Consider the following 14,052-nt stretch of genomic DNA (forward strand, 5'->3'; position numbering starts at 1 on the left):
ATATGAGTGCTATTGGTGCGAAGTAGCAGTTTAGCACGTTGAGGAATTGCGCTAAAAAAATCGTAACGCTATTGAGAGTTATGAAATAATCAAAGTTTACAATAAAACATATTGTTTATCTCAAAATGATTATTTTTTTTATTTCGAGCTAAAAGATCGTAAATAGATATGTACGTATGTTGTTTTTGAATTTAGTGTTTGTGAGAAATAAAAAATATTGCCTTATTTATTACATGATATGCTAGTATATTGCATCGAGTTGTGCTACCCTTACGGAGGTATTTTATAAGCTAGTAACAGATTTATGTCACATTCTTCCAATCTCGATTTGCACAGATTATTTGATGAATTTATTAGAAAATTGGAACTCAGTGTGAATTATGACGAAGATGGTGTTGATTTTTGGTATGCAAGAAAATTGCAAGAAATTCTTGAATATAAAGAATGGCTACTTTTTCAAGAGGTAATAAAAAAAGCAGCGTATGCTGCTTGTAGTGCTGGTATGGCAGTTGAGAAGAATTTCCAGGAAATCTTTACTGATATTGAAGGTAAGAAGGAAAGTGATTATCGACTTACGAGATATGCATGCTACATGATAGCGCAAAATGCGGATGCTGGTAATAAGGCGATCGCTTTAGCACAAACTTACTTTGCTACATTAGTGAGAAAACAAGAGATAGAGCAAGAAAGAGAACAAGAAATAGAGCGTAGAGTGGAATTAAGAGAAATGTCAAAAAAAGAGAATAAGAAATTGACCAAAGCCGCAAAAAATGCAGGAGTCAGAAATTATGGAGCGTTTCAAAATGCAGGCTATCGAGGTCTATATAATGGTAAAACGTCATCGGATATTGCGAAGTATAAAAAGTTACCTGAAAGTGCTACTATTCTCGATCATATGGGCAGTGAAGAACTTGGAGCAAATCTTTTTAGAATAACGCAAGCTACAGGCAAAATACAAAGAGAGAAGGTAAAAGGAGAGTCAGCAGCAAATAAGATTAATTATGACGCAGGATTGCTTGTTAGAGACACGATCGAAAAAATGGGAAATACTATGCCAGAAGATTTACCTACTGCAGAAAATATAAAAAAAATAGCGCAGCAGAAGAAGAAATTGCAAAAAGCTAATGATAAAGATTTTAAAAAAGTAGAAAAGAAAGAGCAGAGAAGCTAAATGAAAATCAGGTAATTGAAGAAAGGTATATATGGATAGTGTTTTGGCTTATTATGCAAGATTTGATAGCTTTCACATTAGCATTCGGATTTTGAAAATAGATCATGTAGCGCTTTGTAGAGTTGCTACAGCAGTGTATTTAGTTTTGCTTTGCGCTGGTTTTATAGTTTTGTTATGGTTTTAAAAGTGAAATAAGCATGTTCATCACAAGATAGCAGTAGTTTTCATCGAGTAATGTTAATTAGATATGTTTTTTACTGATAACGTAGAATATCAGGACTTACGAATTAGTTTTTACTATATTACATTTTGTGTCAGAGTTAGCATTAATCATTTTCGTATATCATTCACGTATTTAGCGCTTAAAATCCTCGAATAGTGCTGAAGTTTCTGCTAGAAAACGTTAAAGAGGCAAGTAGAAGAAATCGTACCTCTACTCTACATAAAATTGCCTCGAGACACCACGCAACATACAAATATACTTATGAATACATGCGCAAAACTCTGCTTGTACTTCTTTCCTGTAATGAATCCTCAGTTGACGTTTTGAAAGAATAGCATCTCAAGATGCAAGAGTAAAAAGCATACCATTCAAACAGCGATCGCATACAGAATTGAAAAAGCTGAACTTCTTTAAATTTTTGATATGCTACTAAGAATGATGCGATTCTATAAGATTTTTCTACCAACTTGCTTTTCTTACGCCAGGTAATAGTCCTTTAGTTGCCAAATCTCTAAGACATATTCTTGAGAGCATAAAATGTCTATATACTCCTCTTCCTCTGCCAGTAATTGCACAGCGTACACGCACTCTAGTATTACTGCCATCTCTAGGCATAGAGTTCAATTTTATTTGCGCTTTGAATCTTTCTTCGACAGATCTGTTGGTATCTCTAACAATGTCTTTTAACTCTTTTCTTGCTGAAGAATACTTAGCGACCATTTTCTTACGCTTCTCATTTCTTGCTATCACGCTTTGCTTTGCCATTAGTTAGAAACCTACTTTACCTTATTATCTACCGTAGAATGATAGCAAAAAACATGCGAAAAACTAGTAAAATTTTACTCTTATGAGAAAATCACAAAAACCTTCAGTGAGAACTATGAAAAGTTCATCGCCGAAGGTGTAATGCAGAGTGTTAATTTAATCTCTTAGCTAGTTTGACCGCTACATTTTATTGAAACAGGGACGACCTTTAGTACGTTATTTTCATCAAATCCTGCGATTTTCAATGTTAGATTTGCCCCTATCATAGCAGTTGTATCGAAGTCTTTTGTATCACCTAGTATATCCTGCATATTAGCTATATCGATATGTACGGAGAACTCTCCTGCTACTTCCGCTTCTAATGAAGAAGTTCTAACTTTTGTAACTACGCCATTCACTGATTCTTGTTTTTGTAGTGATTCAATAACGGTATTGATCTCCTCTCTTTCTTTGCCTATTGCTCTAATGCTACACGTAATCTTTTCCTGTTGTGCATCTGTTTTTAAAACGAGACACTTCAACTTCATATCAGCAGTATAGTTCTTAATCTTTTCCTGTGCATTTTTCCACGCTATTTCCAATATTGGCACGAGTAGTATAAGAGATGTATTTTGCTCAGGCACGACAAAAAGACCAAATTCTTCAGATACATTCTTTACAACGACATTCAAAATAGTACCTACAGGAGTTTGCGCTATGAAATCCACCCAAGGATTTGGTTCGCACTGTTTTTTACTAAGGCTTATTTTTCTTTCTTCAATATTAAATTCTAAGATCATCACCTCTATTACGTCTCCTACCTGTATCGTTTTATTTGCTGTCATGACTTTCTGCGTCCAGCTAATCTCTGAAGAGTGTACTAATCCACAGATACCGAGTGTAGGTTCTATATCTACAAATACGCCATAATTTACTATTCTTGTAACAACGCCTTTATGTTTTGTTCTAACCTGATATTTGTCTTTGACATCGTACCAAGGATTTTTTTGCATCTGCTTTAATCCTAACGATATCCTCTTAGTATTTGGATCATAACTTATAATCATTGCCTCTATCTCTTGTCCTACATCTAATACTGCAGATGGATGTGGTACTTTTTGCCATGAGATATCGGTAATATATAGAAGACCATCAACGGGACCAAGATCGATGAAAGCACCATAATCGGTGACATTTTTCACGACACCTTTCACGACAGAGCCTACTTGAATACTTTTTAAGTATTCGTCGCGATACTCATTTCTCGTTTCTTCTATGCATGCTCTTCTTGAGACTACAAGATTACCGTGCGTATCATCCATCTTAATTATCTTTACTAGTATTTCATCTTCTAGTAATACCTCCTCTTTAATAGGTCTAACATCGACTTGGCTACCAGGTAAGAAAGCTATCAAATCACCAAATTCATCAATTTGACTAGATTTATCTTCAACAATAGTACCTAGCAGTTTCACTGCGAAGCCGCCCTTTACCTTGCCTATTACCAGACCTCTAACAGCTGATTGAGAATTAAACGACTCTTCTATCTTTTTCCAACCATCTGCTAGCATCGCTTTTTCTCTACTAAGGAGAGTGAGTCCTCCTACTTTTCCTCCATCTATATTTTCGACATACACATGTACTTGATGTCCTATCTTTAACTCAGAAGCGTTTTTGAACTCTGAAAGCAATACTCTGCCTTCACTTTTTCCACCGATGTCTATCGTAGCACACTCTTTATCTAAGCCTACTACTACTCCATTAGCGAAACCACCTTGCAGAGAGGACGAAGTGGATTCTCCGAGTAATTCTTCGAAATCCTCATTAATTTGGATATCGAATTCGTTATTTTGATTCTTCTTATTATGAGAAGGATTGTTGTCGTGCATACGAAAGATTTCTTTGTTAACAGAAATGCAGCTACTTCGTGAGGCGAAACTCAATTACAGACAAAAAGCGGAAATTTTTAATAACACAAACGCTGCTAGAAATTCCACGATCTCCTCTATACTTGCAACTTCTGAATCTACTACAATCGCATCCTCGCTTACAGATAACGGATCGAGAATTCTCATTACATCACCTGTATCTCTATCCTTTACTTGCCGCAATATCGACTCATGTATAGAAGAGAATTTTGAATTTTTCAACTGTTTTACTCTTCTTTTAGCTCTCTCTGAAATAGATGCTGTGATGAAAATTTTACATAAACAACTATTTCCTGCTACCAATGCTGCGTCTCTTCCTTCCAGAAGAAGAAATTTATAGCGATGTTTATACATCGCAATCATATCAAGTTGTACCTGTGTCGCTAACTTTCTGATTGAAGAGTATGCGGCAATCTTGGAAGTGATACTAGATATATTTGGCGTATAAAGCAGTGCATCAGATACTTCAGAGAGGTGATGAACGATATCATGTGTAACTTCTGCTGCTAAATTATTACACTCTGCTTCAAAAGCGATATCCGATAAATGCTCTACCTCTACTTTTTCGCAAAGGAGAACTGCTAACTTTCTATATATGCTGCCAGAGTTTATATGATATCCGTCCAGCTTTTTTGCTAGTGCTGAAGTGATGGTACCTTTTCCAGATGCGGCAGGGCCATCGATTGCTATAATATTCATTAAATATCACTCTATGTTTATAATCATTGTGATGATATAAATCTCGATAAAATATGCTAGTAAGGAAACTAGTTACATGCTATATCGAAGTTATTAGAGATTTAATTTAGCTACGATAACTGTGCAATAGTTTATTGCGCAAGTATATGATGAAGACTTATCGTTATGAATCACAAAAAAGTATTTATACTTGGTTTTTCTATTACAGGATGCGCGATACTGAAGCATGTATTGTGTTATTTTTGTGATGTGACGCGTATATTCTGTGTAGATGATCTAATATCTGAAGAAGAATTTGTCGCGAGGACATCGTTAGATTGTGACGATGAGAGGATTATTTTTACAAATTCAATACAAGCCTCTCGTGTTATAGAAAACATGAAACAGCATGAAACAAAAGATGTGATTGTTTTTTGCAGCCCAGGAATACCGATGGATAATACTTTAGTAGTGACATGTAAAGCATGTAACATTGCTTTATCATGTGATTTTGATCTGCTATATACGGCTTTACTTCGGCACGGTATCAGTTTTCATGATGGAAATGATATTGCGATATTTATTACTGGTACAGTAGGAAAATCTACCACTTCTTTTGGATTAGCATCAGAATTGAGAAAGATGGAAAATGAAAATCTTGCTGTAATACTGTCCGGGAATATTGGTATACCTGTTTTATCGGTATATGAAAATATTATTGCAGCAAAAAGAGAAAGGAAAAGAGTAGTATGTATCTTTGAATTATCTTCCGCACAACTTGAGCTATTGAATGAATTTAGTCCAACAATCAGTATTTGTCTTACAGTTTGTGTAGATCATTTAGATCGGTATAACTCGATAGAAGAGTATCTATATTATAAAAGTAAGATATTTTGCCATCGAAAGCATGAACCAATCTATAATGTATTGTGTATAGATTCAGAATACTCTCAGCATATTCTAGATAACGTCAGAAAATTCCATAATCTTGAGAGTACTGCCGTAAGCTATGTAGATAGAGCGAATGAGTGGTACGCGCTTGGTGCAGTGTGTGAAAAAAGAGAGTTTATACCATTTTCCACGAGAGATATTGCCAATGGAGTCAGCTTTTCTGAGGGAGTATTAAGTATGAGATATAAGGAGAAAAACCGCTGCGCATTTCAAATTGAATCAACGGCCGCCATACCGAAAGAAAATATTGGCGTTATAGCGCTTCTGACATTTCTGATTACTAATACACCTCCTACTGCACAGATAGATTTGCAAACTTTGCCGCATTGCTTGGAGCAATGTTATCCCAAGAGTAAGAAATATGAAGTGGTAAAGTTTATCAATAATAGCAAAGCCACAAAGCAAGCCGCAGTGGAATATTCGTTATCTTTGTATAAGAATGTATTGTTAATTGTAGGAGGAAAATCTAAGGGAGAGAAATTAATCGAAATTCTTACGAAATTTCACAATATTAAGGCAATTTTCCTAATAGGAGAAACTACTGATAGATTTGCGTATGAAATAGAAATATCAAATGCGTCATTGCAGTATTACAGATGCTACACATTAGATATAGCAATGAGGAGTATAAAGAATGTTCTTGACGAAGGTATTGCGCAACCTTATACCGTGCTACTATCGCCGATGTGCAGTTCACTCGATCAATGGAAGAACTTTCAAGAAAGAGGTACTTTTTTCAAAAATTTCATAATTGATCATTATTGATTTATGCACTAGAATCAAAAACAGATGGTGCGATTGCCTCATGAAGTGTGATTTCTTATCGTTTACTGCTGTGTACACTGTTTGTTCTCGTAGCGTGGTGCACTGCTGCTGCTGAGGTACAGAATGATAAGTTTATATTTTCAATATATGGCGCTGCTTCTAATAGTACTGCAGTCGACGTGACTTATACTAAGGATAGCGCCGCAAAGTTTTCTAATATTTCTTCCGGATTATCTCCACGTATTGGTGTGCAGATTGGAGGCCTTCTTTGTAAGAGAGGTCATATTGGTATTGATGCATCATATGCACGTAGTCTCTATGCTAATTCTGAATTTTCGATATCTCAGAACTCGATCGCGATAGCAGGGTATGGTACAGGTTATTTTCCTCTAAAGAGTGAGTACTATCTCCTATTAGGTGGTTTTTACGGTTTTGAATATAGTATTTTCGAGCAGCAGGATAATGGCTTTTGGAATGATACAATTGCTTTGCAATTCGGAGGAGGAAAAACATTTAATAAGATAAGAATAGAATTTTTTATCAATGCTAGAGGTATAAGTTACGACAATGTGGTATTTATACCGCAGAAGTTGAATAATAATTTGGCTCAAGACAGTATTGTGATGCCAGAATCAGCGGCACGTGTAAGTGATATCACAAAGTATGATGCAAGTACAAATGTCGTTCACAATAAACCAACTTTATATCTGTTACTCAATCAAGAAGAGACAAAGAACACTAGTATCACCGATTTACGTCCAAGTAATAGTGCGATAGAATACGGATTGCGTCTAAGCACTACTTTTTGATTGTATGAAATTTCAGCGTATTTTCTCTAACAAGTATGGAAAATTCGGAGAGGAACTTGTGAGTGAAATGTTGTCAAAAAAGAATCATATGAGGATTGCGAGCAGATATAAGACTCCCTACGGAGAGATCGATATTATCACTGCGTATGGTGAAAATTTAGTTTTCAGCGAGGTAAAAGCACGCAATTTTCATAAAAGTGCGTTCAATGTATGTGATCGTGCAATTACTAATCACATATCATTTGATGAATTTGAAAAGATTTTTTCTGAAAGGCAAATGCAGAGGATAATAAATGCGGCAAGTTTCTTTAACGCTGAAAATCAACAATTTTCGAACTATAATCAGAGATTTGACTTATATATCATAAGAGGAAAAGAAATAATTGAGTACTTTGAAAATATATCAATGCGATAACTTCTTTACTTGAGCGAGTCATAAATAATGCTTCCCCTATAATATGTGGATTTAGGAGTGTCGTTTCTCGTTTCATTGACTGTTAGAGACTCACATTTTAGACGCGAGCTGATAACATGGTCTCCATCTCCACGAGAGAGAATACTCCAAGATCTATATGTAAAAAGGCAAAATACTATGACAGAAGCTAGTAAAATTGCCTTTCTTAGATAAAACATATGATTTATTTAAACATGTTATCTAACATTGTTTCGTATAAAAATTTCGTAAATTTATGCGGAGTTTGTATTGGCTCATCTTGCATCAAGCATGCGCATGTAAATAGTGCTTCAATCATATCATTAAGCTTTTCAACATTCTCATTTCTTTTCAATCTTATTACCATTTCATCTATTAATGGATGCGATTGATTGATTTCTAATACCTTTGTAGATCGTTTTGATAATTGCCCTTGTTCAATTAAAAGCTTCTCTACTTTAGAATTCATTCCTCCTTTTGGAATAGATAGACATACTGGACTTTCTTCTAGTTTTTGCGATATCACAACGTCTTTCACTCTTTCTTTCAATACCTCCTTCATGTGATCTGCTAATTTTTGCACATCTACTTTAGCTTCGAGATGTTCTTTAGTAGTGTCATCTTGCTTATTATCGAGTGATATATCTGCGTTCAATACCGATTGAAAATTTTTCTCTTGGTATGATGATACAACAGTTGTCCAGAAGTCATCTACAGCATTAGTTAATAGTAGCACTTCTATATCCTTTTTCTTGAATGATTCAAGCTGCGGATTTTGCATTAATTCTTCGAGATTTTTCCCTGTGATATAGAAGATTTCCTTTTGATCCTCTTTCATATTGCGTATGTATTCATCCAACGATATAAGCGTGTGCGGAGATTTTGTCGTATAGAATCTGCTAATTGCTAAGATAGCATTTCTTTCACTCTCTAGCATATATTGTTCACACAAGCCTTCTTTTATTATTTCTCCAAATAAATTCCAGAATTTTTGACCTTTTTCTTCTTCCATCATCATTTTGCTGATTTCTTCTAGTGACTTCTTAACAACAGCGCGTGATATTTTTGTGCACTCATCATTTAATTGAATCGATTCACGATTTATGTTCAACGGTAAACTTTCTGTATCTATTATACCGCATAAGAATCTGAGATACGGAGGTATGATGCTAAGTTCGCGATCGCCGATAAAGACTCTTTTGACATACAATTTTACTCCTTTTGCTTTTCTTTCATGATCGAATAAATTAAAAGGCTTTATACTTGGTACGAATATCAGCGCTTTATATTCTACTCCGCCTTCAGCAGTCCAATGTATGGTACTCATAGGAGCATCCGGAAGGTAAGAAAGTTTTTTGTAAAATTCATTATATTCTTCTTCAGAGATTGTCTTTTTATCTCTTAGCCATAGCGCTATACCACTATTTACTGGAGTTTTTTGATCTGCGGAGACGTAGTATATTTTGAAAGGAATGTGTTCAGAGTAAGTTCTGATTATGTCTGTAAACTTGTACTCGTTTAAAGCTGCTGCTGCCTCACTTTTCAGTTTCAATCTTACTACCGTACCGTGCTTTTTAGTTTCGTCACTCTTTTCTATTGTAAATTCTTCTACTCCGTCCGACTTCCAGATAAAAGTTTCATTACTGCCGAATTTTGTAGATATTACGGTTACTTCATCAGCTATCATAAAGCTAGCATAGAATCCTACTCCAAACTGACCAATTTGACCGTTTGCTATTTCTTTGGAATGTTCTTGTATAAACTTTTGAGTACCAGATCTCGCCACTATACCTAAATTTTGCTCCATTTCTTCCGCTGTCATACCGATACCATTATCGGATATTTCTACAATGCCATCTTTCTCATCAAATTTAACCGTTATTTCATATTCTTCCTTTACTGAGTCGATATCTGTACTTTGTTCGCCGGATTGTAAAGTGTACCTCAATTTGTCACATGCATCTGATGCATTGGAGATCAGCTCACGAATTGCAACATAATCGCCTTGTTTTGTATAAACTGAATGTATCATCATGTGGAGAAGCTTGGTAGCTTCTGCGCCAAATTTAGATTTTTTAATTGTCGACATGTTAGTGAAAAAAAACTTTCTATTTCATACCAGTAGAATATCTATGTCTAAATCTTAAAAATCCAAATTTTTATCTGTAGAATGCAATAATTCTTTGAGTAGCATAAGTAAAAATGACGCTAGAGGTATTGCGAGTAGTATGCCTAATATATTGCCGAATTTTGCGAATACGAGAACGGAAAATATAGTAATAATTGGATGTAATCCGAGTTTCGTCCCTATTACGTTTCTTAAGAAGATGAAATTTAGAACAGAATATCCAGTGAAGAAGAGTAGTAATCCTAAGATTTTAATTCCAATTCCGAATTTAGCTATAGCGACTATAAAGATGCAAGAATACATGAGAATACCTCCGATATATGGAATATAATTAGAAATCGCTGCTACAATCGACAATTTTAATGCGCTGTCGATACCGAAAATGCAAAGCGCTGCATACGTAGCAGAGCCATGAATAAAGGATAAAGTAGTATATAAGGAGAAATATTTTATTAAGATTCCGCGTCCGTTATCTCCGATTTTTTTGAGTAGAATAATTTTTTGCGGAGAGAATATCTTTGATGTTAGCAATCTGTACGTATTTGCCTCTTTCATGGCGTAGTATGACGTAAACGGCACTATACAGATAAATAGTCCGAATGATATAGCATTGAGCCAGGATATCTGAAATACATCATATATAAGCTTTGTATAATGTCCTATATTGAGATTTGACATCACTTTATCAATGTACATGCCGTCCGCTGTCATGGCAGTGCTTTCAATAATTGATTTGATATCATCAAGGTACGATGTAAAATATGCATCTTTATTGCTGACTGCATTATGTATTATGCTGATACCTGCCATTATCCCCCAGATGATTATTGCCCAGAAAAGCAGCACTATAATCGTGCTTAGTGCAGCCGATATTAGCGCTGCTATGTTTTTATTGCGCAGCCGCTTTGCTAACGGCAAATAAAATGGAAGAGTGATGTATCCGAGTGCGCCTCCATATATGAAAGGTTTTGTTATGTCATTCATGAGACTTATGCATATAATTAACATTATAACAATGAGATATATACTTTCTTTCTGTTTGATGCTCATATCTTGACTTCTGAATCCTCATTTTATACCTTCAGCACGATATTAACGAGTTATCATGCATGGTTATTTATAAATAATATGAAATATTCTACTGTCATTGCCAAATGTTTTTTGTGTTGCTTTCTTGTTTTTAAAAGTGTTTTCGCTTTAGGAGTAGAGGAATTGAGAATAGGAACAGAAGGTATGTATCCTCCATTTGAGTTCTATAAGAATGGAGAAATTACAGGATTTGACATAGAGCTAGCGAAGTTGATTGCGCAACAACTCGAAATGAAGTGCGTATTCGTGGATATGGCTTTCAGTAGTCTCTTTCCCGCTGTAAATGTAGGAAAAATCGATATGGCAATTGCTACAATAACAGCTTCAGCAGCAAAAAGAAAAAACTTCGCATTTTCTGATTCTTATCATAAGGATGAAATAGGCATGCTGTATATCAGTGATAAAATAAGCAAAAAAGAAGATCTATCAGGAAAGATTATAGGAGTGCAATTCGGTAGTACTGCTAATGTCGCATGGGTTAACGAGAACTGTAAAGATACAAAGATAATCTATATGGATAATAGCAATATGTTGGTAGAAGCACTGCAAGCTAAACGTCTTGACGCTGTGATTGTTGATGCGCCGCAAGCAAAGTATTTTGCTAAAAATAATAAGCTGAAATGGAAGCTTTTAGGTACTTTATCTGACGGTTATAGGATAGTAATGAAAAAGGATTCGAAATTACTTCCTAGAGTGAATGATGCATTAAAGACACTTATTAGTAGTGGAGCAGTCGATAAACTCAAGAAGAAATGGGAATTATAGTATTTTTCATTATCTGTATCATGTCCGTTGAGAAAAGTTTCATGAGATGATTGTCGAGTGCTTGTATCCTGTTGGATTAACTGCTTGAAAAGCACTTCAAGTTCTTATGAGAAGCGCTATAAATACTAATGCTGATATTTGCCTCTTAGAGAAAAAGATTCAATTCACTCACTCTTCAGAGAATTAATATCATAAGAGAGGAAGGCTCATTCTGTAGAACTGACAGCTGATATCAAGCAATATTTGATAATTTATTTAAGCACTTATTGGTGCTTAATTCGCCAACAATCAAAATGAAATACAATACTTCACTCCCTACGCCCTGTATAAAGAAGCTTTGTTCACGGGCAAATCCTCGCTTAAATTTGTTCGATGTAAAAACGTTAAGACGTACTGCATATTCGTACTAAAGCGAATGAAATGAAGAGTGATATCGATTCACTATAGTATTCAGCTACTGACGCATCATACTTTTGATACTCCTCCTCTTGAGTAGTACATTTCCCACAAATAGGAATAATGTCCGTTCTTAGCCATTAGTTGCTCGTGTGTACCATCTTCAACAATTTTCCCTTCATTAAAAACGAGTATCCGATCTATATGCTGCAGTGTGGAAAGTTTATGCGCTATCATAATAACGGTTTTATTTTTCATTAACATTTTCAATGCTTCTTGAATTTTCTTATCGGTGGTAGAATCAAGTGACGATGTGCATTCGTCCATAATTAGTATTGGCGCATTTTGTATCAGCGTTCTTGCTATGCCTATTCTCTGTTTTTGCCCTCCAGAGATGGAAAATCCTTTCTCTCCGATTATTGTATCATAGCCGTTTTCCAAAGAGGTGATGAATTCATGACATTGGCTTAATTTAGCACTTTCTTCCACTTTATCGAATGGTATGTTGTGATTACAATACGCTATGTTATCGCGAATACTTCTGTTAAATAACATCACTTCTTGCGGCATTATGCTGATTAATTGACTTAGCTCTCTAGGAGAGTACTCTTCGATTTTTTTACTTCCTATTAAAAGTTCTCCACCATGTTTCTTGTAAAATCCGATAATGAGATTTACGAAGCTTGTTTTACCACTGCCAGAAGTACCTACTAATCCTACTCTTTCTCCTTGTTTGATGACTACAGATAAATCGGAAAATAGCACTTTGCTGTCATGATACCCGAATGTGACCTTATCGAATACCAAAGTATGATCGCTTTGATGCTGATGAGATATATCATCTTCTTGAGAGAGAAATTCTTCATGAGTACTATATAAGACTACATGTTCTACTAGTACATCTTCGCGTACATTTTCCGTTACGACATTAATACTCTGTTTTGCACGTCCAGCTTCCAAAAGAGTATAAGTGATTTCATCTGCAACAAACCACATTGTACTCATTATATTCATGCTATTTTGCACGATGAAGATTACATCTCCTGTCGATATTATATCTGCTGTCCACATTTTCGCAGCTACAAAAAAGAGGAAACTTACGCTAATAATGCTGATGCTTCCTAAGCATAGTTTGACTAGTTCTATATTAATCAACGAATATCTGCTTGCTCTCATTTCATCTCCTTGTATTTTGCTTATATATCTCATTTCATGATGTTGTTTTGAGAGAGCTCTGATTATGAAATTATTCATTATTGTATCTAGAATAGCAGCTTGTACTCTGCTGCGTTTCTGTGATGCAGTTTGCGTTAGTCTTACGGAGCGCTTAGAAAGTACCACCATTACTACAATGTATATTGAAAGCCATGCGATAAACATGGACGATAGTATTGGATGTACGTCGAATAAAAACAGCGATGACAATATGATCGAGATGATAACGGGGATAAATAAGTTTGTTATGTTATCAAAGATCATGTAAAGGCTGCGCGGTAAGTCATCTATCCGATAACTGAATGCATTCAATTTTTGCCTGTCAAGAAAATGTTCGTGCTCATGCTTCAGTACGCTTTTAAGGCATGATAATCTGATATCTGCTTCGAATTTTGGAATAAAATGAGATGATGTGAGACCTTTTGTTCTGCTAATTGCTTCTAGTATGATCCAAAAACCTATACCTACACCTAAACTTTGGAAAAAAATACGCGTATCGTGTGTTTTATCAGAAATATCATTTAATATATCAACTAATTTTCCTGTGATGTACGGTAATACGACATTGTGAGATAAATTACACAATATGCCAGTGCTTAATATAAGAAATGCACTAAGAAAATGTCGTCTGAGAAAGAACTGCAAAAATCCGAATACGGTTTTTGGAAGTGGAATATTATTACGTGTAGTCATTCACATACTCTACTATGTATGATCATAAAAAGCTCCTTGGATGCAGAGTGCCAAGTGTATATTA

Annotated in this window: 11 protein-coding genes; 5 read left to right on the top strand and 6 right to left on the bottom strand. The window is 35.2% G+C overall.

The window, feature by feature from the left end; all coding sequences use genetic code 11:
• Window positions 1–304 precede the first annotated feature (304 nt).
• The gene (gene dinD, locus Fsol_RS00335) at window positions 305–1,171 is read left to right on the top strand and encodes a DNA damage-inducible protein D (protein ID WP_108672929.1); all 867 of its coding nucleotides are present in this window, start codon (window positions 305–307) and stop codon (window positions 1,169–1,171) included.
• Window positions 1,172–1,853: 682 nt separating this feature from the next.
• Here the strand turns inward: dinD and rpsN are convergent.
• The 3 genes from rpsN to cmk all read right to left on the bottom strand — a co-directional run bounded on the left by rpsN (window position 1,854) and on the right by cmk (window position 4,765).
• Window positions 1,854–2,159, bottom strand: a complete 306-nt coding sequence (rpsN, locus tag Fsol_RS00345; RefSeq protein ID WP_108672931.1) for a 30S ribosomal protein S14 — start codon at window positions 2,157–2,159, stop codon at window positions 1,854–1,856.
• Between the two features lie 164 nt (window positions 2,160–2,323).
• Window positions 2,324–4,027, bottom strand: coding sequence for a S1 RNA-binding domain-containing protein (locus Fsol_RS00350; protein WP_108672932.1), 1,704 nt, complete (start codon window positions 4,025–4,027; stop codon window positions 2,324–2,326).
• A gap of 54 nt (window positions 4,028–4,081) precedes the next feature.
• Window positions 4,082–4,765: a (d)CMP kinase gene (gene cmk, locus Fsol_RS00355; protein ID WP_108672933.1), complete on the bottom strand. Its 684-nt coding sequence runs from the start codon at window positions 4,763–4,765 to the stop codon at window positions 4,082–4,084.
• 165 nt (window positions 4,766–4,930) lie between these two features.
• On the opposite strand from cmk, the gene Fsol_RS00360 reads away from it, so the two are divergent.
• From Fsol_RS00360 to Fsol_RS00370, 3 genes are read left to right on the top strand one after another with little or no spacing between them, the layout of a single operon-like run.
• Window positions 4,931–6,460 (top strand): Mur ligase family protein, encoded by a 1,530-nt coding sequence (locus Fsol_RS00360; RefSeq protein ID WP_108672934.1) that lies wholly within the window; start codon window positions 4,931–4,933, stop codon window positions 6,458–6,460.
• 47 nt (window positions 6,461–6,507) lie between these two features.
• Window positions 6,508–7,269, top strand: a complete 762-nt coding sequence (locus tag Fsol_RS00365; protein WP_108672935.1) for a hypothetical protein — start codon at window positions 6,508–6,510, stop codon at window positions 7,267–7,269.
• 4 nt (window positions 7,270–7,273) lie between these two features.
• Complete coding sequence (locus Fsol_RS00370) at window positions 7,274–7,684, top strand: YraN family protein (RefSeq protein WP_108672936.1); 411 nt, start codon at window positions 7,274–7,276, stop codon at window positions 7,682–7,684.
• Window positions 7,685–7,907: 223 nt separating this feature from the next.
• On the opposite strand, the gene htpG is transcribed toward Fsol_RS00370, so the two are convergent.
• Window positions 7,908–9,791, bottom strand: a complete 1,884-nt coding sequence (gene htpG / locus Fsol_RS00375; RefSeq protein ID WP_108672937.1) for a molecular chaperone HtpG — start codon at window positions 9,789–9,791, stop codon at window positions 7,908–7,910.
• Window positions 9,792–9,845: 54 nt separating this feature from the next.
• Window positions 9,846–10,880, bottom strand: a complete 1,035-nt coding sequence (locus Fsol_RS00380) for an AI-2E family transporter (protein WP_108672938.1) — start codon at window positions 10,878–10,880, stop codon at window positions 9,846–9,848.
• 78 nt (window positions 10,881–10,958) lie between these two features.
• Here Fsol_RS00380 and Fsol_RS00385 point away from each other — a divergent pair, with 78 nt between their 5' ends.
• The gene (locus Fsol_RS00385) at window positions 10,959–11,684 is read left to right on the top strand and encodes an ABC transporter substrate-binding protein (RefSeq protein ID WP_108672939.1); all 726 of its coding nucleotides are present in this window, start codon (window positions 10,959–10,961) and stop codon (window positions 11,682–11,684) included.
• Between the two features lie 465 nt (window positions 11,685–12,149).
• Here the strand turns inward: Fsol_RS00385 and Fsol_RS00390 are convergent, their stop codons facing one another.
• Window positions 12,150–13,988 (bottom strand): ABC transporter ATP-binding protein, encoded by a 1,839-nt coding sequence (locus Fsol_RS00390; protein ID WP_108672940.1) that lies wholly within the window; start codon window positions 13,986–13,988, stop codon window positions 12,150–12,152.
• Window positions 13,989–14,052: the final 64 nt, after the last annotated feature.

This window comes from Candidatus Fokinia solitaria (genome assembly GCF_003072485.1).
In the GTDB taxonomy this organism is placed as follows: domain Bacteria; phylum Pseudomonadota; class Alphaproteobacteria; order Rickettsiales; family Midichloriaceae; genus Fokinia; species Fokinia solitaria.